This is a genomic window from Cellulosimicrobium sp. MI9406, from assembly GCF_040595865.1.
Lineage (GTDB): Bacteria > Actinomycetota > Actinomycetes > Actinomycetales > Cellulomonadaceae > Cellulosimicrobium > Cellulosimicrobium funkei.
In genome coordinates this window covers 76979-101733 of sequence record NZ_JALIZI010000001.1, presented here as the reverse complement: position 1 = coordinate 101733, position 24755 = coordinate 76979, and the positions used below count along the sequence as shown (strand labels likewise).

Annotated in this window: 23 protein-coding genes; 10 read left to right on the top strand and 13 right to left on the bottom strand. The window is 74.6% G+C overall.

Features of this window, described 5'->3' with window-relative positions; all coding sequences use genetic code 11:
• Positions 1-117 precede the first annotated feature (117 nt).
• The 3 genes from MT994_RS00470 (at position 118) to MT994_RS00460 (ending at position 4318) form a co-directional block, all read left to right on the top strand.
• Positions 118-1284: a VIT1/CCC1 family protein gene (locus tag MT994_RS00470; RefSeq protein ID WP_354804611.1), complete on the top strand. Its 1167-nt coding sequence runs from the start codon at positions 118-120 to the stop codon at positions 1282-1284.
• 106 nt (positions 1285-1390) lie between these two features.
• Entirely contained in the window at positions 1391-2554 is a 1164-nt protein-coding gene (locus MT994_RS00465) for a hypothetical protein (protein WP_354804610.1), read from the top strand.
• 87 nt (positions 2555-2641) lie between these two features.
• On the top strand, positions 2642-4318 hold the full coding sequence (locus MT994_RS00460; protein WP_354804609.1) for a hypothetical protein: 1677 nt from the start codon (positions 2642-2644) through the stop codon (positions 4316-4318).
• Between the two features lie 72 nt (positions 4319-4390).
• Here the strand turns inward: MT994_RS00460 and MT994_RS00455 are convergent, their stop codons facing one another.
• Together MT994_RS00455 and MT994_RS00450 are read right to left on the bottom strand one after the other, a co-directional pair.
• Positions 4391-5806, bottom strand: coding sequence for a gluconate:H+ symporter (locus MT994_RS00455; RefSeq protein ID WP_228485100.1), 1416 nt, complete (start codon positions 5804-5806; stop codon positions 4391-4393).
• A complete protein-coding gene (locus tag MT994_RS00450) occupies positions 5803-6393 on the bottom strand; it encodes a gluconokinase (protein ID WP_021482091.1) in 591 nt (196 codons plus the stop codon). Before MT994_RS00450 ends, MT994_RS00455 begins: the two co-directional genes overlap by 4 nt.
• A gap of 167 nt (positions 6394-6560) precedes the next feature.
• On the opposite strand from MT994_RS00450, the gene MT994_RS00445 reads away from it, so the two are divergent.
• Positions 6561-7265 carry an FCD domain-containing protein gene (locus tag MT994_RS00445; RefSeq protein WP_128957716.1) on the top strand — a complete coding sequence of 235 codons (705 nt, stop codon included), beginning with the start codon at positions 6561-6563 and terminating at the stop codon, positions 7263-7265.
• A 67-nt stretch (positions 7266-7332) separates the two neighbouring features.
• Here the strand turns inward: MT994_RS00445 and MT994_RS00440 are convergent, their stop codons facing one another.
• The 4 genes from MT994_RS00440 to MT994_RS00425 all read right to left on the bottom strand — a co-directional run bounded on the left by MT994_RS00440 (position 7333) and on the right by MT994_RS00425 (position 11610).
• On the bottom strand, positions 7333-9513 hold the full coding sequence (locus MT994_RS00440) for an ABC transporter permease (protein ID WP_354804608.1): 2181 nt from the start codon (positions 9511-9513) through the stop codon (positions 7333-7335).
• 25 nt (positions 9514-9538) lie between these two features.
• Positions 9539-10390 carry a molybdate ABC transporter substrate-binding protein gene (gene modA / locus MT994_RS00435; RefSeq protein WP_354804606.1) on the bottom strand — a complete coding sequence of 284 codons (852 nt, stop codon included), beginning with the start codon at positions 10388-10390 and terminating at the stop codon, positions 9539-9541.
• Positions 10387-10791 (bottom strand): helix-turn-helix transcriptional regulator, encoded by a 405-nt coding sequence (locus tag MT994_RS00430; protein ID WP_074803402.1) that lies wholly within the window; start codon positions 10789-10791, stop codon positions 10387-10389. Before MT994_RS00430 ends, modA begins: the two co-directional genes overlap by 4 nt.
• Before the next feature lie 513 nt (positions 10792-11304).
• The gene (locus MT994_RS00425) at positions 11305-11610 is read right to left on the bottom strand and encodes a DUF6221 family protein (RefSeq protein WP_043652489.1); all 306 of its coding nucleotides are present in this window, start codon (positions 11608-11610) and stop codon (positions 11305-11307) included.
• A gap of 313 nt (positions 11611-11923) precedes the next feature.
• Here MT994_RS00425 and MT994_RS00420 point away from each other — a divergent pair, with 313 nt between their 5' ends.
• The 4 genes from MT994_RS00420 (at position 11924) to MT994_RS00405 (ending at position 14125) form a co-directional block, all read left to right on the top strand.
• The gene (locus MT994_RS00420) at positions 11924-12376 is read left to right on the top strand and encodes a hypothetical protein (protein WP_051027704.1); all 453 of its coding nucleotides are present in this window, start codon (positions 11924-11926) and stop codon (positions 12374-12376) included.
• On the top strand, positions 12360-13457 hold the full coding sequence (locus MT994_RS00415) for an acyl-CoA desaturase (RefSeq protein ID WP_206158434.1): 1098 nt from the start codon (positions 12360-12362) through the stop codon (positions 13455-13457). The genes MT994_RS00420 and MT994_RS00415 overlap by 17 nt, the downstream gene beginning before the upstream one ends.
• Positions 13458-13582: 125 nt before the next feature.
• A complete protein-coding gene (locus tag MT994_RS00410) occupies positions 13583-13936 on the top strand; it encodes a lipopolysaccharide assembly protein LapA domain-containing protein (protein ID WP_082774471.1) in 354 nt (117 codons plus the stop codon).
• 15 nt (positions 13937-13951) lie between these two features.
• A complete protein-coding gene (locus MT994_RS00405; protein WP_354804603.1) occupies positions 13952-14125 on the top strand; it encodes a hypothetical protein in 174 nt (57 codons plus the stop codon).
• Between the two features lie 167 nt (positions 14126-14292).
• Here the strand turns inward: MT994_RS00405 and MT994_RS00400 are convergent, their stop codons facing one another.
• Positions 14293-14625, bottom strand: coding sequence for an STAS domain-containing protein (locus MT994_RS00400; protein WP_114553882.1), 333 nt, complete (start codon positions 14623-14625; stop codon positions 14293-14295).
• A gap of 354 nt (positions 14626-14979) precedes the next feature.
• Between MT994_RS00400 and MT994_RS00395 the strand changes: the two genes are divergently transcribed.
• Positions 14980-15468, top strand: a complete 489-nt coding sequence (locus MT994_RS00395) for a GNAT family N-acetyltransferase (RefSeq protein WP_043652481.1) — start codon at positions 14980-14982, stop codon at positions 15466-15468.
• A gap of 116 nt (positions 15469-15584) precedes the next feature.
• On the opposite strand, the gene MT994_RS00390 is transcribed toward MT994_RS00395, so the two are convergent.
• The 5 genes from MT994_RS00390 to MT994_RS00370 form a co-directional block, all read right to left on the bottom strand.
• The gene (locus MT994_RS00390; protein ID WP_211932770.1) at positions 15585-16160 is read right to left on the bottom strand and encodes a DoxX family membrane protein; all 576 of its coding nucleotides are present in this window, start codon (positions 16158-16160) and stop codon (positions 15585-15587) included.
• A 153-nt stretch (positions 16161-16313) separates the two neighbouring features.
• The gene (narI, locus tag MT994_RS00385; RefSeq protein WP_076404640.1) at positions 16314-17063 is read right to left on the bottom strand and encodes a respiratory nitrate reductase subunit gamma; all 750 of its coding nucleotides are present in this window, start codon (positions 17061-17063) and stop codon (positions 16314-16316) included.
• Between the two features lie 5 nt (positions 17064-17068).
• The gene (narJ, locus tag MT994_RS00380) at positions 17069-17824 is read right to left on the bottom strand and encodes a nitrate reductase molybdenum cofactor assembly chaperone (protein ID WP_354804600.1); all 756 of its coding nucleotides are present in this window, start codon (positions 17822-17824) and stop codon (positions 17069-17071) included.
• The gene (gene narH, locus MT994_RS00375) at positions 17821-19689 is read right to left on the bottom strand and encodes a nitrate reductase subunit beta (RefSeq protein ID WP_228485092.1); all 1869 of its coding nucleotides are present in this window, start codon (positions 19687-19689) and stop codon (positions 17821-17823) included. Before narH ends, narJ begins: the two co-directional genes overlap by 4 nt.
• Before the next feature lie 55 nt (positions 19690-19744).
• Positions 19745-23674, bottom strand: coding sequence for a nitrate reductase subunit alpha (locus MT994_RS00370; RefSeq protein ID WP_354804599.1), 3930 nt, complete (start codon positions 23672-23674; stop codon positions 19745-19747).
• Positions 23675-23899: 225 nt separating this feature from the next.
• Between MT994_RS00370 and MT994_RS00365 the strand changes: the two genes are divergently transcribed.
• On the top strand, positions 23900-24409 hold the full coding sequence (locus MT994_RS00365) for a MogA/MoaB family molybdenum cofactor biosynthesis protein (RefSeq protein ID WP_354804598.1): 510 nt from the start codon (positions 23900-23902) through the stop codon (positions 24407-24409).
• 107 nt (positions 24410-24516) lie between these two features.
• Here MT994_RS00365 and MT994_RS00360 read toward each other — a convergent pair whose 3' ends face one another.
• Positions 24517-24753, bottom strand: a complete 237-nt coding sequence (locus MT994_RS00360) for a MoaD/ThiS family protein (protein ID WP_085387228.1) — start codon at positions 24751-24753, stop codon at positions 24517-24519.
• Positions 24754-24755 lie beyond the last annotated feature (2 nt).

Genomic DNA, 24755 nt, shown 5'->3' with positions numbered 1-24755 from the left:
CGGCGGTCCGGCGCGGGGTCGAGGTTGGGGTCGTCCGCAACCCCGGTCGGGGGCGCCCCGCACGGGCCGTTCGGCGACGCGCAACACCGCGAGCCCGAAAATCGCCATCATGGAGGCATGCCCACCACACCTGAGCCGCCCTCCGGCGTGCCCGCCGACCCCGCGCGCCCGGGCGCACCCGAGGTGCCGTCGACCGCGGTGCCGCCGACCGCCGTCGGGCACCGGCCCTCCCCGCAGGAGGTGCGGCGGTGGCGCCGCTTCCTCGCCGACGAGCGCGCCGAGGCCGCGGTGTACCGGGACCTCGCGAGCCGCCGGACGGGCGAGGAGCGGGACATCCTGCTGGCGCTCGCGGAGGCCGAGCGCCGCCACGAGCAGCACTGGCTCGACCTGCTCGGCGAGGACGCGGGACGGCCGCTGCGCGGCGACTGGCGCACCCGCACGCTCGGGTGGCTCGCGCGGCGCTTCGGCGGCGTGTTCGTGCTCGCGCTCGCGCAGCGGGCCGAGGCGCGCTCGACGTACGCGACCGATGCCGACGCGACACCCCGGATGGCCGCCGACGAGCGGATCCACGAGGAGGTCGTGCGCGGCCTCGCGACGCGCGGGCGCAACCGCATGTCCGGGACGTTCCGCGCGGCGGTGTTCGGCGCGAACGACGGCCTCGTGTCGAACCTCGCGCTGATCCTCGGCATCGGCGCGTCGGGGGCGTCGAACAGCACGGTGCTCCTCTCGGGCCTCGCGGGCCTGCTCGCGGGGGCCCTCTCGATGGGTGCGGGGGAGTACGTGTCCGTGCGCTCGCAGCGCGAGCTGCTCGACGCGTCGACGCCGAGCCCGCAGGCATCGGCGGCGCTGCCCGACCTCGACGTGGACGCGAACGAGCTCGCGCTCGTCTACCGGGCGCGCGGCATGGCGCCCGCCGAGGCGGAGGAGCACGCGGCCGACGTCCTCGCCACGTACACCCAGCAGACCGTGATCGCGCCGCCGCCCGGCATCGACGAGCACGAGACGCACGGGACCGCGATGGGGGCGGCGGTCTCGTCGTTCCTCTTCTTCGCGTCGGGTGCGCTCATCCCGGTCGTGCCGTACCTCCTCGGGATGACGGGCTTCCTCGCGGTCGGGGTCGCGGCGCTCCTCGTCGGGATCGCGCTGCTCGCGACCGGCGCGACGGTGGGCCTGCTCTCGGGGACGTCCCCGCTCACGCGGGCCTTGCGCCAGATCGCCATCGGGTTCGGCGCGGCCGCGGCCACGTACGCGCTCGGCCTGGTGTTCGGGGCAACCGTCGGGTGAAATCCGGCGCGTCGAGTGGTGAGCGTCACACTCCCGTGCCTACCGTGACCTCGGACGGGCCCGACGGCCCGCCCCTTCGCTGCACCGACGACCCACGGGGCACACGATGGACGCGACTCACGACGCGCAGGGCAGGCGCGCACCGGCCGCCCGTCGCTGGCTCGTGCGCGCGCTCGTCGCCGGCGGCGGTCTCGGTGCCGGCCTCGCGTTCGCCGTCGCGACCGCGGGCGGCGCGTCCGCCGCGGACGACCCGCTCGGGCTCGGCAAAGCCCTCTCGCCCGTGACGTCGACGGTGCAGACCGTCGTCGACCCGGTCGTCCAGGACGTGGTCAAGCCCGTCGTGCGCGACGTCGTCGCCCCCGTGGTCCAGCCCGTCGCCCCGGTCGTGGAGAAGGTCGTCACCCCCGCCGCCCCGGTGGTCGAGGAGGTCGCGCGGCCCGTCGCCCCGGTGGTCGAGCAGGTCGTCCAGCCGGTCGCTCCCGTGGTCGAGCAGGTCGTCGAGCCGGTGGCGCCCGTCGTGCAGCCGGTGACCGACGCCGTCGCGCCCGTCACCACGCCGGTGCTCGACGCCGTCGTGCCGGCCGCGACGCCCGTCGTCGAGGCGGTCGCCCCCGTGGTGAACCCTGTGCTCGAGACGGTCTCGCCCGCGCTCGACCCGGTGACCCCGGTCCTGGAGGCGCTGACGCCGGTCCTCGACGTCCTGGCCCCCGTGACCGACCCGGTGCTCGGCCCGATCACGGGCCCGCTCGCTCCGCTGGACCCGGTGGCGCCGCTGCTCCCCGCGACCCCCGGCACGGACACCCCGGGCACGGACGACCCGCCGGTCGGCTTCCCGTCGACGCCGGGCGCGGTCGACCCGGGCGGCGTCGTGGCCGCGCCGTCGGCGACCGCCGTCCCCTCGCTCTTGCCCGCACCGGCGGCCGCCGCAGCCAGCGCCACCATGACGGGCCGCGACGGCCCCGAGGATGTCGCCGCGAGGGACGCGCGCGCCCGGACGGCGGCGGTCGACGTCGCACCGAACGGCGCGCCGCCGGGCTCGGCGCTGCCCTCCGACGGGCCGACCGGCCCCGGGGGCGTCCCCTCCGACGGCGGCCCCGGCACCACTCCCTCGCCCTCCGGCAGCGCGCAGCGCGCCGGGGCGGGCGGCGAGCTCGCGGCGGTCGGCAGCGGTGCCGACGCCCCCGCGCTCTCCTCCTGGACCGCCGTCGTGGACGACGCGCGGTCGAAGCACCCCTCGACCTTCTTCGAGGTCCCCGTCTCTCCTGCCTGACGTGGCTCGCGTCGCGCCCCGAGCGCGGCACACGCGACCCGGCGCCGTCGTGCGCCAGCCACTTCTGAGCAGGAAAGAGAAACGATCATGCACACCTTCGTCCGGCGCGCGCTGCGCACAGCGCTCGTCACAGGCGGCCTCGTGGTCGTCGGGGCCGGAGCGGCCCACGCAGCCGAGGGCGACCTCCTCGGCGATCTCGGACTGGACGTGTCGGTCGAGGCTCCGCTGAGCCAGGTGACCGAGGTCCTGCCCGACGTCGCGGTCGACGTGCCCGTGCACGTCCCCGTGACCGTGTCCGACGTCGCGGTGGGCGCCCTGGGCGACGCCGCCGTCACGTCCGAGCCGGCACCGGCACCCGCGCCCGCGCCCGCGCCGGAGCCCGCCCCGGCGGCTCCCGCGGACGTGGACGTCGACGTGCCGGTGACGATCCCGGTGGACGTGTCCGGGGTCGCTGCCGGTGTCCTGGGTGACGCCGCGGTGACCCAGGCGCCGGCGGCCGACCCGGCGCCCGCGCCGGAGCCTGCTCCCGCGCCGGAGCCTGCTCCCGCCACGGGGGCGGACCCGGCGGACGTCGACCTCGACGTGCCGGTGACGGTCCCGGTGGACGTGTCGGGCATCGCTGCGGGCGTCCTGGGGGACGCCACGGTGGCCCCGGCTCCGGCGGCGCAGCCGTCGGCTCCGGCGACCGGTGGTGGTGCCGAGGGCTCGACCGGCGAGGAGGCGTCCGGGGTGGACGTCGACGTGCCGGTGACGGTCCCGGTGAACGTGTCGGGAGTCGCTGCCGGTGTCCTGGGCGACGCGGCGGTGACGCCGGCCCCGGCGCAGCCGTCGGCTCCCGCGGCCGGTGGTGGCGCCGACGGCTCGACCGGCAAGGAGGCGTCCAGCGTGGACCTCGACGTGCCGGTGACCATCCCGGTGGACGTGTCGGGTGTCGCCGTCGGAGTGGGCGGTGACGCCACGGTCGGCGGCGGGACGGCCGGCGAGGGTTCGGGCGACGGGACCGGCTCGACCGGCACCGACGGCTCGGGCCTGCTCGACGGCGTCCTCGGCGAGGACGGCCTCGTCGACGACCTGCTGGGCGACGGCCTCCTCGGGGGCGGTCTGCTCGGTGAGGGCGACGGCCTGCTGGACGGCGTGCTCGGCGAGGACGGCCTCGTGGACGACCTGCTCGGCGGCTCGTCGGGTGACGGTCTGCTCGACGGCGTGCTGGGCGAGGACGGGCTGCTGGGCGACGGCGGCGTGCTGGACGGCGTGCTCGGTGAGGACGGCGTCCTCGGGGCGCTGCCCGACCTGGACGTCGACCTGCCGGTGACCGTGCCCGTCACGGTCTGCGGCGTGGGTGTGGGACTCCTGGGCGACGCCTCGGCGGGGTGCCCGACGTCCGCCGTCGTGCCGACGGACCCGACCGACCCGACCGACCCGACGGACCCCACGGACCCGACGGACCCGACGGACCCGACGGACCCGACGGGTCCGGTGGACCCGGGGACGACCGGCGGCACGGTGACCCCGGTGCTCAACCCGGTGAGCACGGGGACGGGCACCTCGGCCGGTGCCGCGACCGGTGCGGTGACCGCCGCGTCCGGCGCCGTCACGGCGTCGGGCCCGACCGCCCTCGCCACGACGGGCGCGGGCGGTGACCTCGGTCTGCTCGTGATGGCCGGGCTGCTGACGCTGCTCGGTCTGTCGCTCCAGCGCTTCCGCCGGAAGTCCTGGGTCGCGGACCCGGACGCCTACACCCCGGTCTTCACCGACCGGAGCTGACGTCCGGAGACGGCAGGACCGCCCGGGCCGTGCGCCCGGGCGGTCCTCGCCGTGCTGCGGAGACGCCGGTCGCTAGACGACGAGCCCCAGGAGCAGGACGACGACGAGCGCCACGACGGACAGGACGCACTCCATGAGGGACCACGTCTTGAACGTCTGCCCGACCGTCATGCCGAAGTACTCCTTGACGAGCCAGAAGCCGGCGTCGTTGACGTGGGAGAGGAACACCGATCCGGCCCCGATGGAGAGCACGAGCAGCGCCGCGTGCGTCGGGGGGAGATCGGCCGCGATCGGCGCCATGATGCCCGCGGCGGTGATGGTCGCGACGGTCGCGGAGCCGGTGGCGACGCGGATGAGGACGGCGACGATCCAGCCCGCGAGCAGGGGCGTGATGTTCGCGTCCGAGATGCCCTTCGCGACGACGTCGCCGACGCCCGAGTCGACGAGCGTCTGCTTGAAGCCGCCGCCGGCGCCGACGATGAGGAGGATGCCGGCGATCGGCGCGAACGACGAGTCGACGAGCTTGCTCACCTGGTCGCGGGTGCGGCCGAGCGCGGAGCCCAGCACGACGAGCGAGGTGAGCGCGGTGATGAGCAGCGCGACGAGCGGCGTGCCGATGAACTCGAAGACGCGGCCCCAGCCGGTGTCGATCGAGCCGGTGACCTCGACGAGGGTCCGGGCCAGCATGAGGATCACCGGCAGCAGGACGACGCCGACGGACACCGCGAAGCTCGGGCGCGGGGCGTCCTCGTCGCGCTCGGTGATGCCGAGCACGGACGTGGGCGGCGGGAGCGGGACCCAGCGGGCGAGGGGCTTGGCGAGCAGGGGCCCGGAGACGATGACGGTGGGGATCGCGACGAGCAGGCCGAGGCCGAGCGTGAGGCCGAGGTCGGCTCCGAGCGCGTCGATCGCGAGCAGCGGGCCGGGGTGCGGCGGCACGAGCCCGTGCAGCGCGGACAGCCCGGCGAGCGCCGGGATGCCGACGAGGATCGGGTTGGTGCGCACGCGCTTCGCGACGAGCATGACGACGGGGACGAGGAGGACGACGCCGACCTCGAAGAACAGCGGGATGCCGATGACGAAGGCGATGAGCGCCATAGCCCACGGCAGGCGCTGCGTCGAGGTCTTGCCGAGGATCGTGTCGACGATCTGGTCGGCGCCCCCGGAGTCGATGAGCAGCTTGCCGATGATCGCGCCGAGCGCGATGAGCACGCCGACCCCGGCGACCGTCGAGCCGAGCCCGGCCGAGAAGCTGGTGAACGCGTCGACGAAGTCGATGCCCGCGACGACCGCGAGCACGGCCGAGCCGATCATCAGCGCGAGGAACGGGTGCAGCTTGAGCCACACGATGAGCACGACGATCGTCGCGATGCCGACGACGGCCGCCAGGATCAGCTGGGTGGTGCCGGCGTCGGTGGCGGGGGTGTCCTCCGCGGCCCGCGCGACGGTCGCGAGGGCGGGGGCGTGCTGGGCGAGGGCGGCGATCACGGGCGCGCCTCCGTCCCGTGCGCGGGTGCGGCGCAGTCGGCGCGGCGCTCCAGGACGAGGTTCGCGATCTCGTCGGGCGCGAGGGTCACGTCGACGGTGAAGCCGGGCTCGTCGTCGGCCAGGGGCTCGAGCGTGGCGAGCTGCGACGGCAGGAGCGACGTGGGCATGAAGTGCCCGCTGCGGTGCTGCATGCGCTCGGCGAGGAGCTCGGGGGTGCCGTCGAGGTGCACGAAGCACACCTCGCCGCGGGCCGTGCGCAGCAGGTCGCGGTAGGTGCGCTTGAGCGCGGAGCACGTGACGACGCCGGACCGGCCGGACTCCGCCTCGCTGCTCAGCCAGTCGCGGATCGCCTCGAGCCAGGGCCACCGGTCGTCGTCGGTGAGCGGCGTCCCGGCGCTCATCTTGTCGATGTTGGCCTGCGGGTGGAAGCGGTCGGCCTCCGCGTACTCGGTGCCGAGGCGCTGCGCGAGCAGCGTCGCGACGGTGGTCTTGCCCGAGCCGGCGACGCCCATGACGACGAGGTGCTGGGGCAGGGGGTGGTGCCCGGTGTCGTCGGGCCGGTCGGTGGAGCTGACGTCGGTGTCCATGTGTCGACTTCCGTGTCGGGTGGGGGCGTCCGGTCGGGTCGGGGCGCGGCGGCCCCGGCCGTCCCGGTGGCGACCGTCGTGGTCGTCCTCGGCCTCCACTGTGGGGTATTGGTAGCACCTTTGGCAAGTGATTGATAGCACCATTGGCCGCCACTAGGCTGCGAGACATGGCGACGACGGTCCTGCACACCACCGTGCTCGACTCGCTCGGACGTCGCATCACCAGCGGCGACGTCCCCGCGGGAACGCCGCTGACCCTGGAGTCGATCGGCTCCGAGTTCGGGGTGTCGCGCACCGTCGCGCGCGAGGTCATGCGGCTCCTCGAAGGGCTCGGGCTCGTGCGGTCGAGGCGCCGCGTGGGGATCGTCGTGCTCGGCATCGAGGACTGGAACGTGCTCGACCCGCGCGTCATCCGCTGGCGGCTCGAGGGCCCCGGCCGCGACCCGCAGCTCCGCACGCTCACCGAGCTGCGGCACGCCGTCGAGCCGCTCGCCGCCGCCGGGGCCGCGCTCCACGCCACGCCCGCCGAGCGCGCCGAGCTCGTCGCCGCCGCCGGGCGCATGCGCCTGCTCGGGGAGGCGGGCGACCTCGAGGAGTTCCTCGCGCTCGACGTCCGGTTCCACGAGATCCTGCTCCGCGCGAGCGGCAACGAGATGTTCGGCGCGCTCGCGGGGGTCGTCGCGGCCGTCCTCAGCGGCCGGACGCACCTGGGCCTCATGCCCGCCTCGCCCGTCCCCGAGGCCCTCGACCAGCACGAGGCGGTCGCGCGCGCGGTCGCGGACGGCGACCCGGAGGCCGCCGAGGCCGCGATGGCCGCGATCGTCGGCGAGGTCCGCACCGCGCTCGACGGCGTCCCGCCCGCCCCCGCCTGAGCGGCACGCCCCGGCCCCGCCTGAGCGGCACGCCCCGGTCCCGTCGGGGCCGGCGGGTCCCGCGGGCTCAGCGCGGGTGCACGCGGACCTCGGCCGCCTTGACGACGAACCAGACGCGCTCGCCCGGCACCAGACCGAGCTCGGCGACCGCGCGCGGCGTGAGGTCCGCGGCGAGGCGCGGCGCGTCGTGCCCGACGGCGGTCGTCGCCCCCGCGGTCGGGTCGCCCGGGTCGTCGTCCACCGCGCGTCCCCACACGCGCAGGAGCGGCCCGTGCGGCTCGACGCTCGTCACGACGACCCGGTACGCGTTGCGCGGGCTGCCCTCGGGCGTGGTGCGGTGCACGGCGACCGCGCGCGGCTCGAACACCGCCACGGCGCCGCCCCCGACCGCGAGCGGCTCGTCCGCCGTCCCGTGCACGCGGACCTCCGCGCCGTCGACGGCGACGGTCACCTCGCGCGCGATGGTCTCCGCGCCCGGGGCGTCCGCCGCGACCTCGACCAGGTCCGTCCCGTCTGCGGTCCCGCCCGCTGTCTCCGACGCACCACCGCCCGCCGTCCGCGCCGGCTCCGGGACGGCGACGTGCGCGACGCTCCCCGCGAGCAGGTTGACGCCCGCGAGGCGCGCGGCGAACCGGGACCGCGGCCGCGTGAGCACCGCGTCGACCGGGCCGTCCTCGACGACCCGGCCGCCCTCCAGCACGACGACGCGGTCCGCGAGGAGCAGCACGTCGAGCAGGTCGTGGGTCACGAGCAGGGTCGTGCGCGGGTGCTCGCGCTGCGCGTGGTGCAGCACGGTCCGGACGTGCTGCGCGACGCCGACGTCGAGCGACGCGAGCGGCTCGTCGAGCAGGAGCACGCGCGGGTCGGTCACGAGCGCCCGGGCGATCGCGACGCGCTGCGCCTGCCCGCCCGACAGGTCGGTCGAGCGACGTCGCGCGAGGTCCGCCGCGCCGACGCGGGCGAGCGCGTCCCGGGCCTCCCCCCGGGCACGAGCGCGGGGCACGCCCCGGGACCGGAGGCCGAACGCGACGTCGTCCTCGACCGACAGGTGCTCGAACAGCAGTGGGCGCTGGCTCAGCCACGCGAGGTGACGACGGCGCGGCGGGAGGCGCGAGACGTCGTCGTGCCCGACGGTGACGCGCGCACCGGGGGCCTCGCCGGGTGTGAGCAGGCCCGCGACGACCTGCACGAGCGTGGACTTGCCCGCCCCGTTCTCGCCGAGCACCGCCACGACCTCGCCCGCCGCGACGGTGAGGTCCACGTCGAGCCCCCGCTCCGGCACGACCGCGCGCACGGTCAGCGCGGCGGGGGGCGTCCCGGCCGCAGCCCCGACGGCTGCCGCGGCCCGGTCGGCCGGCGGGTCGGCCTGCCGGGGAGCGGAGACGACGGCGCGGGGGCGCGGGCCGCCGTCGGGCTCCGAGCCCCGGGCGCCTCGCCGCGGGCGGGTGCCGGGGCCCCCGAGCACGCCGGGCCCGTGGACGACGGCGGTGATGAGGACCGCGACCACGACGAGCACGAACGACAGCGCGACCGCGCTGTCCGGGTCCGCGCTGCGCTGGAGGTAGATCTCGAGCGGCAGGGTCTGCGTGACGCCCTGGAGCGCGCCCGCGAACGTCAGGGTCGCCCCGAACTCGCCGAGGGCGCGCGCGAACGCGAGCACGGCGCCCGACAGCAGGCCCGGCAGGACGCGGGGGAGCGTGACCCGCCGCAGGACGGTCGTGGGTCGCGCGCCGAGCGTCGCGGCGACGTCCTCCAGGCGCGTGTCCTGGCTGCGCAGCGCACCCTCCAGGCTGAGCACGAGGAACGGCAGCGCGACGAACGTCTGCGCCAGCACGACGGCCGTCGTCGTGAACGCGACCTCGATCCCCAGCACCTCGAGGTGCCGGCCGATGAGGCCCCGGCGCCCGAACGTGTGCAGCAGCGCGATGCCGCCCACGACGGGCGGCAGCACGAGCGGCAGGAGCACGAGGGCGCGCGCGACGCGCTGCCCGGGGAACGTGGTGCGCGCGAGGACGAGAGCCATGGGCGCGCCGAGCACCACGCAGCACGCCGTCGCGGCGAGCGCCGTGCGCAGCGACAGGCCGAGCGCGTCGAGAGCCGCCGGAGAGGTCACGAGCGCCCAGAAGCCGCCGGTCCCGTCCGGCCCCGGCGTGAGCTCCACGCGCCCGACCATCGCCGCCACGGGCACGACGACGAACAGCGCGCCCAGCAGCGCGGGGACGAGGACCCAGCGGGGCAGGCCGCGCATCAGGGCCTGCCAGGAGTCGCGCGGGTCACGGCGCGTCCGGCGCGCCGAACCCCGCGGCGGCGAGCGCGGCCTGCCCGGCGTCGCCGGTCACGAGGTCCACCCACGCCTGCGCGAGCGCGACCTGCTCCGGGCCGGACTCCTCGCCCGCCGCGACGAGCGCGATCGGGTAGACGTTGAGCGCGGCGCCCGTCTCGGGCACGTCCACGACCTCGACGTCGTCGCCCGCGAGCGCCGCGTCGGTGACGTAGACGAGCCCCGCGTCGGCCTCGTCCGCCGTCACCTTGCCGAGCACGTCGGTGACGCTGGCCTCCTCGCTCACGCGGTGGACGGTCACGCCCGCGGCCTCGGCGACGGTGTCGGTCGCGCTGCCGCACGGCACCTGCGGCGCGCACACGACGACCTTGACGTCGTCCCGCGCGAGGTCGGCGAACGTCTCGACACCCGCGGGGTTGCCGGGCGGCGTGACGATCGTCAGCGTGTTCGTCGCGAACGCGACGGGGTCGGCGGCGTCCCCCGCGTCCACGACGCGCGTCATGGAGCGCTCGTCCGCGGACGCGAAGACGTCGGCCGGCGCGCCGGCGAGGATCTGGTCGCCCAGGTCGGACGACCCGGCGAACGACAGGGCGACGGTCACGCCGTCGTGCTCGTCCTCGAAGTCCGTCGCGAGGTCGGTGAACACGTCGCGCAGCGAGGCCGCGGCGAGCACGGTGAGGGTGCGGTCCGCGGCCGTCGTGCGCGCGGCGTCCGGGGCGGCGCCGTCGTCGGTCCCCGCGTCCGTGGCGCACGCGGCGAGGCCGGCGACCAGGGCCGCCGCCCCGAGCGCCACGAGAGGGCCCCGGGCGGGGCGGCGGGTCGTCGTGCGGGCGGCCGCGCTCACGCGGCTCCTCCGGGGGTCTCGACGATGACGGTCGTCGCCTTGACCACCGCGACGGCGAGGCTGCCGGGCTCGAGCCGCAGCTCGCGCACGGCCTCCGTGCTCATGAGCGACACGACGCGCTGGCCGCCGCAGAGCATCTCGACCTGGGACATGACGGTGTCGCTCACGACGTCCGTCACGATCCCCACGAACCGGTTGCGCGCCGAGCGGGCGACGCCCGAGGGGTCGGGCGTCGGGTGCGACTGCGCGACGGCGAAGCGCGCGAGCTCCGCGCCGTCGACCACCTTGCGCCCGGCGTCGTCGGCGCTCGCGGCGAGGTCCCCGGCGTCGACCCAGCGGCGGACGGTGTCGTCGCTGACCCCGAGCAGACTCGCGGCCTCGCGGATCCGAAAGTGCGGCATGAAGGCGACCCTAGACCCGCATCTGCGGAGTGTCACCCGACGAGGTATGGTGCTGGGCTTCGCGGCCCGGCTAGGGATGTGCAGTCTTCCCGCTTCCCCGAGCACGCCCCTGGAGCGGGTCTAGGCGACGTGCACCTGGCACTCGGGGCACACGGGTACGGCCGATGCCGCTTCGTCGCGAGTGATCGGACAGTGAAGCGGGCACAGGATGCTGACTCGGTGCGGGACGCGGGAGCCGGGGATCGAGCCCCAGGCGATGATGTGCAGGACGCGGGCACGGGCTGGGCCACCGCAGCCCGGACAGTCCACGGCGATCCACTTCTCGATGACGCTCATGGCGGCTCACGTTCTCGGCGCAGTCTTCGCGACCCTGATGGTTGCACTACGCCGTCGTGGCCCGGGAGGTCCGCCGGCAGCGGGCTGCTTCACGACCGGCATTCCCCGCGACACGTGGACGCGTCTCTCACGATGCGCCCTCCGTGGCCCGCTCGCCACACCTGGTGAGGCGAGTCATCAGGTGCGCCAGGTGGGGTCGAAGTCCGGGTGCTCGGCGTAGGGCGTGGCGAGTGCTCGCAGGATGCGGTCACCGACGAAGGCGATGCCGCTCTGGGCGCGCTCGTCGGTGTCGCGCTCCAGGTCGGCGGTCATGTCGTACCCCGTGGCCTCGTAGGCGAGGGTGATGATGCGTCGTTTCATCGCGCACTCCGTCAGGATGCGTGAGCATGACCACGGCGCTGGAGGTCCTGGCCCGTCCTCGAGGGTCGCGCACGCTGCTTCGTCCTCGTCGATCCGAGCGAGGAGGAACTCCGTCAAGGCCATCTGCTCATCCTCCCACCGACGGCTGGACAGTCTCTCGTGGACACAGCGAGCAACCCGTCCAGGTGTAGTGTCGAAGTGTGGTTGATCGCCGGATCGGCCCACGCGACGCCGATCGAGAAGGCTCTCGGACGCCGGGCGAGATGGATGCCCCGGACGAGGACACCTCGGGCGCGCGGTGGGACGACGACGGGGGTTATGAACCCGACCTGGAGGACGCACCGATCTCCTTGAGTGGGGCGTCTGACGCCTCACCGACTGCCGCGACGGCAGCGGATGCGAGCCGGCCCGCCGGTTCCGAGCATCGGACGTCACCATGAGCACCACCACTCCTCCTGCCACGTCCTTCGGCCGGGTGCAGGACACCGCACTGCAGCTGCGGGGCGTCCTGGACACTGCGCTGCCGCGCGAGCTCGGCACCGACGCGGAGCCCCCCCTCTACACCGTGACCGCCGTGTTCTCCCGCCGCGTGTCGGGCCCGGAGCAAGCGTTGCTCGAGCTGCCCGCCGTCACGACGTTGCTCGCCGATCACGGCTATGCGGGGGTCAGGCTGCGGGTGGAGGACCGGCGCCTGCTCATCGAGAACACGAACCTCGCCATGCTCTCCGGCGGGCTCGCCCACGAGATCGCGACGGTGATTCGGGACACCCAGGAGGCGATCGCGACGGAACGGACCAGGCGGGCGGACGAGCTCGAGGCCTGGCGCGAGGCCGAGGCGGTGCGTGCCGCGAGCGTGAAGGCCGAGGCCGACCGTGTCCGCTTCGAGTGAGGCGCCGACGCCCCAGATCCTGACGGTCCGCGCGCTGCCTGCGGCGCGGGCGACGGCTCGCGACTACTCGGTGCTGGCGAAGATCGTGCGCGAGTCCGGGCTGCTGCGTCGGCGGTACGGCTACTACTGGACCCGGCTGGTCCTGACGGTCGCCGCGTTCGGTGCCGTCTGGGCGGGGATCGTCCTGGTGGGTGACTCCTGGTGGCAGCTCCTGCTGGCCGTGGTGCTCGCTCTCGTGCTCGCCCAGCTCGCGTTCCTGGGCCACGACAGCTCCCACCGGCAGGTGTTCCGGTCGCGGGCCTGGAACGACTGGACCGCTCGCATCCTCGCGAACGCGCTCGTCGGGCTCAGCCACGCCTGGTGGACGACGAAGCACGACGCCCACCACGCCGCCCCGAACCAGGAGGGCCACGACCCTGACATCTCACCGGGCGTGATCGCGTTCACGCCCGCCGTCATCGCGAGCCGTCACGGCTGGCGAGGGTGGCTGGCACGTCGCCAGGGCTGGTACTTCTTCCCCCTGCTCGCCCTGGAGGGCCTCAACCTGCACGTCGCGAGCGTGCGCCGGGTGCTCGGCCGTCGGCCCGTGCCGCACCGTGGCGTGGAGGTCCCGGTCCTGCTCGGGCGGCTCGTCCTCTACCTGGTGGTGCTCGGCTTCCTGCTCCCCCCGACCCTCGCGGCGGCGTTCCTCGCCGTGCAGCTCGCGGTCTTCGGCATCCTGCTCGGCGGCGCGTTCGCCCCGAACCACAAGGGCATGCCGATCGTCCCGGCGACCGCGGACGTCGACTTCCTGCGCCGCCAGGTCCTCATGTCCCGCAACATCCGCGGCGGCCCGGTCGTCGACTTCTTCATGGGCGGCCTCAACCGCCAGGTCGAGCACCACCTGTTCCCGAGCATGCCCCGACCGAACCTCAAGCGCGTCCAGCCCCTCGTGCGCGAGTACTGCTCCCAGCTCGGCGTGACCTACACCGAGGTCGGGTTCTTCACCTCCTACCGGATCGTCGTCCAGTACCTCAACGACGTCCCCGGACGCGCCCGCGAACCGTTCTCCTGCCCCCTGGCCGCCAGCCTCGGCCGCTAGGGACACCGGGCCGCGCGTACAGCCGCTCCCAGGTTCGTTCCCAGGTCGAGGGCGTAGGGTCGAGTCATCCGCGGCGAACGTGCCCCGTCTGAGGTGCGCGGGCCCGGAACCGCAAGGAGGCCACCATGGCCACCACCCCGCTCAGCTCCGCCACGAACGGACAGCCCACCGCCGGCGTGTCAGGCAGCCGTCCTGACTCACGCGTGTCCCGCACGTCGGGCAACCCGACAAGAACTCCCCGCACCCGTACGGGGGCCACGTGGGTCGGCCTGTGCGTCGCCGCCCTCGTCCTGGTCGCACTCATCGTGTTCATGCTCCAGAACACGCAGCTCGTGGTCGTCTCGTTCCTCGGCTGGCAAGGCTCCGTCCCGCTCGCCCTGGCACTGCTCATCGCAGGCATCGGCGTCGGGATCGTCGCCCTCGTCGTCGGCACCCTGCGCATCCACCAGCTCCGCCGACGCCTCGCACACCAGGTCTAGCACCGCGGCGCACCGATGACCGACGACCGGGAGATCTCGACCCACCGACCCGCCGACCTCGTCGGCGAGATCGACGCCTCTCAGCGCGAGATGGAAGACGTCGTCTCGGTCGTCGACCAGGGGGCGCCCGTCGATCTCGTCCTCTACGTCGCCGCACGCGCGCGCCTCGACACGGCCGTCGCCGCATAGAACCAGCGTGGGGGAGCCACCCGGCCACCACCTCGGTGACCGCGAGCTCGACGCACCGCCTGGTACCTGAACTCCCGATGGAGGACGTCGGTCGTCAGTCGGAGCAGGATCGCGGGACGTGCCGTTGTCACGTCTGACCGTTGGTCGGGCGTGGCCTGGTCGATCGGCTACGCGGAGGGTCGCGTGGTGCTCCACACGAAGAGGTCCGACGCTCCTGCGAGCTCGAGCACGTCTCGGGCGTAGTCGCTGCAGCCCAGGATGATCGGCCGCAGAGGGGCGCTGGCGGCGAGCAGGAGGAGGCTGACACCGGCGGAGTCCAGGAACGTGACGCGCGAGGCATCGATGTGCAGCGCCCCATGGGCCGGGCTCGGGCGAGGTTGCGCGGACTCGACGACGGCGTGGTCGATCTCGCCCCACAGCTCCCACGAGTCGGGGCTGGATCGCAGGCCTCCGTGCAACGGGACGGGGGGATAGGTGGCCGGGTCGCTCTCGTGAGCCATGCGGGTGCCTTTTTCCGTTGAGGCCGGCCGACGCGGGAACGCCGTCGGCTTCCAACCTCTCACACTCGCCGCTCCGGCGGTGGTCGGTGACCAGGCTCGGCAGCCGTCGTCCGTGCCGCGCCTCGGTCGCCCGATCGAGCTCCGACTCGAGGCACCGTGGCGGTGCGGGTACGCCCGACGCCCATCGACGACGGCGAGCCCTCGAACGCCCGCGCCGCCGCCTCACGACGCGCGGCCCATGATCGCAGACGGCTCGCCAGCCACCACGAACCCGTCTCCCGCTCCGACGCCGCCCACGGCGCCCGACCCGGACGCGCGGAACGTCTCCTGCGCCGGGTGTGGCACGCTCGGCGCGTGAGCGAGACGACCACCCGGGACGACGTCCGCGTCGTCGTGGAGGACCCGACGACCCCCGACGTGCTGGCGCTGCTCCAGGAGCACCTGGACGACATGCACGCGACGTCGCCGCCCGAGAGCGTGCACGCGCTCGACGTCGAGCGCCTGCGTGCACCGGACATCACGTTCGTCACCGCGCGGTCCGCGGACGGCGGCCTCCTCGGGTGCGGCGCGCTCAAGCAGCACGACGCGACGCTCGGTGAGCTCAAGTCCATGCGCACGACGGCGGCCGCGCGAGGCCGGGGCGTCGCCGCCACGGTCCTCGCGCACCTGCTCGACGCCGCACGCGACCGCGGCCTGGACCGCGTGAGCCTGGAGACGGGCACCGAGGACTACTTCGCGGCGGCGCGACGGCTCTACGCGCGCCACGGGTTCGTGCCGTGCGAGCCGTTCGCCGACTACACCGACGACCCGAACAGCACCTACCTGACGCTCTCGCTCGCCTGACGCGGCCGCCCTGCACCGGGGTAGAACCTCCGGTCGCGAGGTAGAGCCCGCCGCGCTCTACGTCGCGACCGGGGGCTCTACCTCGCGACCGTGCGGTGGCGGGGGAGCGCCACGCGTCATGCGTCGAGGCGCAGGCGGGCACCTAGCGCGACGGCGGCGACGACGGCCGCGCCGGCCACGAGGACGAGGTCCTTGAGCACGTACTGGCCCATCAGGGTCATGCCGTGGCCGAACAGCTCGCCGGCGAACAGCACGATCGGCGAGAGGATCCCGGCCAGCGCGACGGCGAGCGCGAGCAGGCCCGCGCGGAGCAGTCGGCCGGTGAGGAGCGTCAGGCCGATGAACGTCTCCAGGACCGCGGTGAGCACCACGGCCGTGGTCCCGCCCACGAGGCCGAGCGTGAGCGTCTCGACGGTCCGGGCGGCGATCGTCTCCGCCGGGCTCGCGCCGGGGAAGAACTTGAGGACGCCGAAGCCGAGGAACACGAGGCCGAGGGCGACGCGCAGGGCGGGCACGGACCAGCGGGTGAGGACGCGCGCGGTCGCGGCGACGGCGGCGTCCGCCCGGCCCGCGAGACGTGCGGGCACGAGGGCGGCGCGACGGCGGCGGGCGGGCGTGGCGTGTGCCGCCGACGGCGCGGACGGGCGGGTGGCGCGGGGACGACCGGCGGTCGTCGGGGCGGTGGTGGACATGCGGGAACCTCTTCCAGGGACGGTCGCGGTCGGGGTTGACCGCCCCGGGAGGGAGGGCGTCGCGGGGCGTCGTGTGGACGACGTCGGGCCGAATTCACCCGCCGGCGGGCGTCGACCCGGGCCACCCGGACCGGCCGGACCAGGCCTTCGGGGTCAGCGCGAGCGCGGGCGCTCCGAGGGGTCCCAGCCCGGGCGCGGGGCGCGCGCGGCGACCGACGCGTCGCGCGAGCGGTACACGACGTACGGGCGGAACAGGTACGGCACCGGGGCGGAGAACGCGTGCACGAGCCGCGTGAACGGCCACAGGATGAACAGCAGGTTCGCCGCGACGATGTGGAGCTGGAACGCCGCGGGCACGCCCGCCATGAGCTCCGGCTGCGGCTGGAGGTACCAGAGCGAGCGGAACCACGGCGAGATGGTCTGGCGGTAGTCGTACCCGAGCCCGTCGGCGAGGAGCTGCGTCTGCACCGTGGCCCACGACCCGAGCAGGATCGACGCCGCGAGGAACACGTACATCGTCTTGTCCATGCGCGTCGTCGCGCGGAAGACGGGCCCGGACGTGCGGCGGCGGTAGATGAGGATGAGCAGGCCCGCGACGAGCACGACGGCCGCGACCGACCCCATGTACGTCGCGACGAAGTGGTACGCGACCTCCTGGATCCCCACCGCCTCCGTCCACGACTCCGGGATCACGAGCCCCATCAGGTGCCCGAGGATCACGAACAGCAGGCCGAAGTGGAAGAGCGGCGAGCCGAGCCGCAGCAGCCGCTTCTCGTAGAGCTCGCTGGACCGCGTCGTCCACCCGAACTTGTCGTACCGGTACCGCCAGATCGAGCCCACGACGAACACCGCGAACGTCACGTACGGGAACACGACCCACAGCAGGACCTCTCCGGTGCTCACCCCGCTCATCGCACCGCACCTCCCGTCCGGTCGGGGGCGCCCGTGCCGTACGGCTCGAGCGCGAAGGGCTCCATGCCCACGAGCTCGGCGGGCGGCCCCGCCGTCACGAGCTCGACGTACCGCTGCTGCGTGCGCTCGTCGAGCGGCGGCAGCGTGAGGCACACGGCCTCGACGACCCCGGTCCAGGGGCTGCGCGCGCTCTCGAGCGCCGTGCGCAGCACCTCGATGCCGTCGCGGTGGGACGCGAGCAGACCGGCCGCGATCGTCGCGTCGTCGCCCGTGGTCCGGGCCGAGAACTCGAGCACCGTCGGCAGGTAGTCGGGGAGCTCCGAGCCCGTGACCTCCCACCCGGCCGCGCGGTACGCCTCGACGAACGCGACGAGCGCCGTCCCGCGCCGGCGGGTGTCGCCCGCCGCGTAGTACGAGAGGTACATCGAGCACTTCCGCTTGAGGTCGAACGTCGCGACGTACCGCGCCTGGAGCTCGCGCAGGCCCGGCCCGCCCGGCGTCGTGAGCACGTCGCAGAAGTCCTCCAGGCGCTCGCGGACGGGGCCGGGCAGGCCCGGGGCGGACGCGCGGACGGCGTCGACCGCGGCGAGCACGTCCTCGTCCGGGTAGGCGAGCAGCAGCGACGCGGCCATGTGGGCCGTCCGGCGCTGGGCGGCCGACGTCGCCACGGGGGCCAGGTGGTCGGGCTGCGGCCCCCGAGGTCGTGCCCCGGGCCGCAGCGCGGGGGTCGGGAGCAGGGAGCGCGCCCTCATCGGGTGCCCCCGTCGGGCTCGACGCCGGGACCGCTCCCGGGCGCGGGGCCGCCCGCCGGGCCACCCGCCGGACCGCCGGGCCCCGGTCCACCGGGTGCCGGGGGGCCGGGGATCGTGTCGTGCCGGGCGTCCTGGCGCCCGCCCGGCAGCGAGCCCGGGCCGCCCGGCGTGACGCCGCCGGGTGCGCCCGACACGTCGCCCGGCTCGGGCCCCTCGCCCGGCGGGAAGAGGCCGGGCGGTCGCCCGTTCCCGTCCCAGTTGAGGAGGTTGACGCGGCCGGGGGTCGACGGCCCGTAGGGCGAGTCCGCCGTCTGCCGCGCCTGGAGCACGTGGAAGTTCTCGACCGCGACCGGCACCGGGCTCCCCGACGTCTCGCCGAACGGGCCGCCGCCCGTGAGGCCCATGCCGCCCATGCCGGGGCCGCCGTCGTAGTCGAGGGAACAGGACAGCTCGTCGAGCTCGCGCGCGATCTCGGTGTGCGCGGTCGGGATGACGTACCGGTCCTCGTACTTCGCGACGGCGAGCAGGCGGTACATCTCCTCGACCTGGCCACCGGTCATGCCGACCGCGGCCGCGGTCCGCTCGTCGGCCTCCCGGCCGAGGTTGATGTCGCGCATGTACGACCGCATGGCGGCCAGACGCCGCAGCACGCGCTCCACCGGGGCGGTGTCGCCCGCCGTGAACAGCCCCGCGAGGTACTCGAGCGGGATGCGCATCTTCGAGATCGCGGCGAACAGCGTGCGCCCGTCCTCGCCGTCGTTCCCGGAGGCGGCGACGACGTCGACGACGGGGGACAGCGGCGGGATGTACCAGACCATCGGCAGCGTGCGGTACTCGGGGTGCAGGGGCAGCGCGACCTCGTAGCGCGAGATCAGGTCCCAGATCGGCGAGCGCTGGGCGGCCGTGATCCAGTCGTCGGGGATGCCCTCGGCACGTGCGGCGGCCACGACCTCCGGGTCGTTCGGGTCGAGGAAGACGGCGCGCTGCGAGGCGAGGAGCTCGTGCTCGTCCTCGACGCTCGCGGCCTCGGTGACCTTGTCGGCGTCGTAGAGGACGAGGCCGAGGTAGCGCAGGCGTCCGACGCAGGTCTCGGAGCACACGGTCGGCAGGCCGACCTCGATGCGCGGGTAGCAGAGCGTGCACTTCTCGGCCTTGCCGGTCTTGTGGTTGAAGTAGACCTTCTTGTACGGGCACCCGGTGACGCACATGCGCCAGCCCCGGCACTGGTCCTGGTCGACCAGCACGATGCCGTCCTCGGCCCGCTTGTACATGGCGCCCGAGGGGCACGAGGCGACGCACGCCGGGTTGAGGCAGTGCTCGCAGATGCGCGGCAGGTAGAACATGAACGTCTTGTCGAGCTCGGTGGCGACGTGCTCCGACATGTGCTGGAGCACGGGGTCGTCCTGCATGGTCGCGGTCGAGCCGCCGAGGTCGTCGTCCCAGTTCGCGGACCAGGAGATGTTGATGTCACCGCCCGTGAGCAGCGACTTCGGCCGGGCGACGGGCGTGTGCTGCCCCTGCGGCGACGAGAGCAGCATGTCGTACTCGTAGGTCCACGGCTCGTAGTAGTCGTGGATCGAGGGGAGCTTCGGGTTGGAGAAGATCGTCGCGAGCTTCTTCAGGCGGCCCCCGGCGCGGAGCTTGAGCCGGCCCTTCTTCGTCCTGACCCAGCCGCCCTGCCAGCGCTCCTGGTCCTGGTAGGTGCGCGGGTACCCGAGCCCGGGACGCGTCTCGACGTTGTTGAACCACACGTACTCCACGCCGGTGCGGTTCGTCCACGCCTGCTTGCACGTCACCGAGCACGTGTGGCACCCGATGCACTTGTCGAGGTTCATGACCATCGACATCTGCGCCATCACGCGCACGACCCCACCCCCTCCCGGCCGGCCGGCCCGAGGCCGCCTGCTGCGCCCGTCCGCGTCACGAGTACCGCACCTCCTGGCTCCGGCGCCGGACGACCGTCATCTCGTCCCGCTGGTTCCCCGTCGGCCCGAGGTAGTTGAACGCGTACGAGAGCTGGGCGTACCCGCCCGCGAGGTGCGTCGGCTTGAGCAGGATGCGCGTGAGCGAGTTGTGGATGCCGCCGCGCAGGCCCGACGTCTCGGCGAGCGGGACGTCGATCGTGCGGTCGGTCGCGTGGAACATGTAGACCGTGCCCTCGGGCATCCGGTGGCTGACGATCGCGCGCGCCACCACGACGCCGTTGCGGTTGTACGCCTCGATCCACTCGTTGTCCGCGACGCCGATCTTGGCCGCGTCGGCCGGGCTCATCCAGATGCCGGGGCCGCCGCGCGACAGCGACAGCATGAAGAGGTTGTCCTGGTACTCCGAGTGGATCGCCCACTTGTTGTGCGGGGTCAGGTATCGCACCGCGACCTCCGCGTGCCCGGCGGACCCCGGGTAGCCCGACGGCGAGGTGTCGCCCACGACGGGCGAGTCGCCGAACAGCCGGTGCATGTCGAGCGGCGGCCGGAAGACCGGCAGGTGCTCGCCGAGCTCGATCATCCAGTCGTGGTCGAGGTAGAAGTGCTGCCGACCCGTGAGGGTGTGCCACGGCTTGAGCCGCTCCACGTTGACGACGAACGCCGAGTACCGGCGCCCGCCGTGCTCCGAGCCCGACCACTCGGGCGAGGTGATGACCGGCGTCGGGCGGGACTGGACGTCCGGGAACGTCACGCGCTTGCCCTGCTCGTCGCGGGCGAGGTCCGCCAGGGGCGTGCCCGTGCGGCGCTCGACGTGCTCGAACCCCTGCACGGCGAGGCGACCGTTCGTCGTGCCCGAGAGGGCGAGGATCATCTCGCACGCGTGCGTGTCGCGGTCGAGGCGCGGACGTCCGGCGGCGGGGCCGTCGGGCACGAGGCCGTTGCGCCGGCCGAGGTCCGCGACCTCCGGCCCGGGCGAGAACTGCACGCCCTTGGTCGCCATGCCCGCCTTCTCGGTGAGGGGGCCGAGCGCGGCCATGCGCGCGGCGAACGCCGGGTAGTCGCGCTCGACGACCACGAGCTTCGGCATCGTCACGCCCGGCACGAGCTCGCGCTCGGTCACGGGCTGCCCCGAGTCGGTGAGCGCGCCGTGCGGGACGGCCATCTCGTCCGGGGTGTCGTGCGCGAGCGGGGCGGCGACGAGGTCCTCCCGCACCCCGAGGTGCGTCACCGCGAGCTCGGAGACCTTCGCCGCGACGGTGTGGAAGATGTCGAAGTCCGTGCGCGTCTGCCACGGCGGGTCGATCGCCGGGTTGAACGAGTGCACGAACGGGTGCATGTCCGTCGAGGACAGGTCGTGCTTCTCGTACCAGGTCGCGGCGGGGAGCACGACGTCCGAGAACAGCGTCGTCGACGTCATCCGGAAGTCGAGCGTGACGAGCAGGTCGAGCTTGCCCCGCGGCGCCTCCTCGCGCCACGTCATCGACCGCGGGCGCCGCTCGGGACCGGACTCCGCGGCGTTGACCGCGGCGTCCGTCCCCAGGAGGTGCTGGAGGAAGTACTCGTTGCCCTTGCCCGACGACCCGAGGATGTTCGCGCGCCACACCGTGACGACGCGCGGGAAGTTCGCCGGGTCGTCGGGGTCCTCGCACGCGAACCGGAGGGTCCCGGCCTTGAGCTCGTCGACGACGTGCTGCGCCGGCTCCTTGCCCGCCGCGCGGGCCTCGTCCACCAGGTCGAGCGGGTTGCGGTCGAACGTCGGGTAGCTCGGCATCCAGCCGCGCTGCGCGGACTCGACCAGCGTGTCCGCCGTCGTGCGCCCGGAGAACTGGCCCCGGGCGAGCGGCGACGCGAGCGCGTCCGCGGGCAGGCCGTCGTAGCGCCACTGGTCGGTCGCGAGGTACCAGAACGCGGTGCCGATCATCTGGCGCGGGGGGCGCGACCAGTCGAGGCCGCCCGCGTACTGTGCCCACCCCGTGACGGGACGGCACTTCTCCTGCCCCACGTAGTGCGCCCACCCGCCGCCGTTCACGCCCTGGCAGCCCGTGAGGGTGGTCAGCGCGAGCATCGCGCGGTAGATCGTGTCCGAGTGGAACCAGTGGTTCGTGCCCGCGCCCATGATGATCATCGAGCGCCCGCCCGAGTCGAGCGCGTTCTGCGCGAACTCGCGCCCGATGCGTGCGGCTGCCGCGGCCGGGACGCCCGTGAACCGCTCCTGCCACGCCGGGGTCGCGGGCGTCGCGTCGTCGTCGTAGCCCGCGGGCCACTCGCCCGGCAGGCCGAGCTCCGGCCGGTTCACGCCGTACTGCGCGAGCAGCAGGTCGAGCACCGTCGTGACGAGCCGCCCGCCGACGCGACGCGCCGGCACGCCACGCACGACGACGCCCGCACCGCCCAGGTGCGCGCCCGCGTCGTCGCCCGGGGCCGGGTCGAGGTCGAACCGCGGCAGCCCGACGGCGACCGTCTCGTACGAGTGGTCGGCCGAGGGAGAGCCCGGGTCCGCCGGGGTAGAGCCCTGGTCGGCCGGGGTAGAGCCCTGGTCGGGCGACAGCGGGCGCTCGGGGACGGTGTCGCGGCTGGGAGGCGTCTGGGGGGAGCCCCAGAAGACGCCGTGCGGGTCGGCGACCGAGAGCAGCGGGTCGATGTCGCCGAGGTCGAGGTTCCACCGCCCGGCGTCGGCCTCGCCGTAGCGGTGGCCGAGGCTCCCGTGCGGGACGCGCGGGGTGCCGTCCGCGTCGAGCACGACGGTCTTGAAGCGCGCGTTCGCCGAGCCGGCGCCGTCGTCGCCGGGGCGCCCGACGCCGTCGGGCAGGTCCGCCGCGGTGAGGAACTTCCCGGGCACGTACGTCGTGCCCGAGCCGTCGTCGTGCTCCTCGAGCACGACGAGGTGGGGGAGGTCCGTGAAGCGGGCCGCGTACTCCGCGAACTGCGGGGTGCGGCGCTGCGCGTAGTGCTCCGTGAGGATCACGTGGCCCATGGCCTGGGCGAGCGCGCCGTCCGTGCCCGGGTGCGGGGCGAGCCACTCGTCGGCGAACTTCGTGTTGTCCGCGTAGTCGGGCGACACAACGATCACCTTCTGGCCGCGGTAGCGCGCCTCGGTCATGAAGTGGGCGTCGGGCGTGCGGGTCACGGGGACGTTCGAGCCCCACATGATGCAGTACGTCGAGTTCCACCAGTCCGCGGACTCCGGGACGTCGGTCTGGTCGCCGAAGACCTGCGGGGACGCGACGGGCAGGTCGGCGTACCAGTCGTAGAACGACAGCATGGTGCCGCCGAGCATCTGGACGAACCGCGCGCCCACCCCGTGGGAGACCATCGACATGGCGGGGATCGGGGAGAACCCCGCGATGCGGTCGGGCCCGTACGCCGCGATCGTGTGCACGTGCGCCGCGGCGACGATCTCCGCCGCCTCGTCCCACGTGGCGCGCACGAGGCCGCCCTTGCCGCGCGCCGCCTTGTAGGCGCGGGCGGTGGTGGGGTCCGTCGTGACCTTGCGCCACGCGAGCACCGGGTCGCCCGTGGCGGCGCGGGCCGCGCGGTAGGCGTCGAGCAGCGCGCCGCGCACGTAGGGGTAGCGCACGCGCGTGGGGGAGTAGGTGTACCAGGAGAACGCGGCGCCGCGGGGGCAGCCGCGCGGCTCGTACTCGGGCGAGTCCGGCCCCACGGAGGGGTAGTCGGTCTGCTGGGTCTCCCACGTGATGATGCCGTCCTTGACGTACACCTTCCACGAGCACGACCCGGTGCAGTTCACGCCGTGGGTCGAGCGCACGACCTTGTCGTGGGACCAGCGGTCACGGTAGAACACGTCGCCCTGGCGGCCGCCCGTGAGGAACACCTGCCGCAGGTCGTCGGACACCGTCCCGCGTTTGAGGTGCTTGCCGAGCCGCAGCAGCGCGTCCTCGACCGGGCCCTCCGACGTCGTCGTCATGCGGCGCTCCCGCCCCCCGGGGCGGCGGGGACCACCGGGCACCACCAGGGGCGGCGCGCCGGCGGCGACGACGGCACGGACAGGTACGACATACGAGCCTCCTGGGCGAGCAGGTGCGGCGGTCGGTCCACAGCCACTATGCCCAGGTCGCCCGGATCGCGCGCGGTGAGCGCGCGCCGTGGTCCCGTCCCTGCCGGGCCGGGCCGGGCTCGCTACCGTGGCGCCATGACCGCACCCACCGGACGGCCCGCGGACGCGACCGTCGTCGTCGTCACCGTGTCCGACCGCTGCTCGCGCGGCGAGGCGGAGGACCGCTCGGGACCGCTCCTCGTGGGGCTGCTCGCGGCGGCGGGCTGGGTGGTCGTCACCGACCTCGTGCCCGACGGCGTCGCCCCCGTCCGCGACGCGGTCGCCCGGGCGGTGGCCGGGGGAGCGCGCGTCGTGCTCACGACCGGGGGGACGGGCGTCGGGCCGCGCGACCTCACGCCCGAGGGCACCCGCGAGGTGCTGGCGCAGGAGATCCCGGGCATCGCGGAGGAGCTGCGTCGGCGCGGCGCGGAGCACGTCCCCGCGGCGGTGCTGTCGCGCGGCGTCGCGGGGGTCGCGCCCGGCCCGCACGGGCGCGCGCTCGTGGTCAACCTCCCCGGCTCGACGGGCGGGGTGCGCGACGGCTGGGCCGTCCTGGAGCCGCTCCTGCCGCACGTCCTCGCCCAGCTCGACGGCGGCGACCACTGACGACCAGGCCGTCGGGGCGGGCCGACCAGGCGGTCGTGGCGGGTCCTGGGGCCCTGACGAGCCAGGATCGCCTGCTCGGCACGGGGCGGGGCAGCGGGGTGGGTCAGTCAGCCGCCGGCGAACGGGGGGAGGACGTCGACCGTCTCGTCCTCGGCGATCCGGGTGTCGTCGTCCGCCGCGCGGACGCCTCCCACGAGGAGCGAGCAGCGCGGGAGCACGTCGGCGAGCGCCGCGTGCCGCGCGACGACCGCGGCGTGCAGCTCGCCGACCGTCGTCGCGTCGACGGTCTCGGACTCGGTGCCGGCGGCGTCGCGCGCGCCGGCGAAGTAGCGGACGGTCGCCATCT

Bases quoted from the DNA above. Each gene is read 5' to 3' on its own strand.
- MT994_RS00470 (WP_354804611.1), top strand. From the start codon at position 118: ATGCCCACCACACCTGAGCCGCCCTCCGGCGTGCCCGCCGACCCCGCG.
- MT994_RS00405 (WP_354804603.1), top strand. From the start codon at position 13,952: ATGACCGACGACCGGGAGATCTCGACCCACCGACCCGCCGACCTCGTC.
- MT994_RS00365 (WP_354804598.1), top strand. From the start codon at position 23,900: ATGACCGCACCCACCGGACGGCCCGCGGACGCGACCGTCGTCGTCGTC.
- MT994_RS00420 (WP_051027704.1), top strand. From the start codon at position 11,924: ATGAGCACCACCACTCCTCCTGCCACGTCCTTCGGCCGGGTGCAGGAC.
- MT994_RS00445 (WP_128957716.1), top strand. From the start codon at position 6,561: ATGGCGACGACGGTCCTGCACACCACCGTGCTCGACTCGCTCGGACGT.
- narJ (WP_354804600.1), bottom strand. From the start codon at position 17,824: ATGAGGGCGCGCTCCCTGCTCCCGACCCCCGCGCTGCGGCCCGGGGCA.
- MT994_RS00400 (WP_114553882.1), bottom strand. From the start codon at position 14,625: ATGGCTCACGAGAGCGACCCGGCCACCTATCCCCCCGTCCCGTTGCAC.
- MT994_RS00390 (WP_211932770.1), bottom strand. From the start codon at position 16,160: ATGTCCACCACCGCCCCGACGACCGCCGGTCGTCCCCGCGCCACCCGC.
- MT994_RS00360 (WP_085387228.1), bottom strand. From the start codon at position 24,753: ATGGCGACCGTCCGCTACTTCGCCGGCGCGCGCGACGCCGCCGGCACC.
- MT994_RS00465 (WP_354804610.1), top strand. From the start codon at position 1,391: ATGGACGCGACTCACGACGCGCAGGGCAGGCGCGCACCGGCCGCCCGT.
- MT994_RS00425 (WP_043652489.1), bottom strand. From the start codon at position 11,610: ATGGCCTTGACGGAGTTCCTCCTCGCTCGGATCGACGAGGACGAAGCA.
- MT994_RS00410 (WP_082774471.1), top strand. From the start codon at position 13,583: ATGGCCACCACCCCGCTCAGCTCCGCCACGAACGGACAGCCCACCGCC.
- MT994_RS00440 (WP_354804608.1), bottom strand. From the start codon at position 9,513: ATGCGCGGCCTGCCCCGCTGGGTCCTCGTCCCCGCGCTGCTGGGCGCG.
- MT994_RS00460 (WP_354804609.1), top strand. From the start codon at position 2,642: ATGCACACCTTCGTCCGGCGCGCGCTGCGCACAGCGCTCGTCACAGGC.
- MT994_RS00430 (WP_074803402.1), bottom strand. From the start codon at position 10,791: ATGCCGCACTTTCGGATCCGCGAGGCCGCGAGTCTGCTCGGGGTCAGC.
- MT994_RS00450 (WP_021482091.1), bottom strand. From the start codon at position 6,393: ATGGACACCGACGTCAGCTCCACCGACCGGCCCGACGACACCGGGCAC.
- MT994_RS00370 (WP_354804599.1), bottom strand. From the start codon at position 23,674: ATGACGACGACGTCGGAGGGCCCGGTCGAGGACGCGCTGCTGCGGCTC.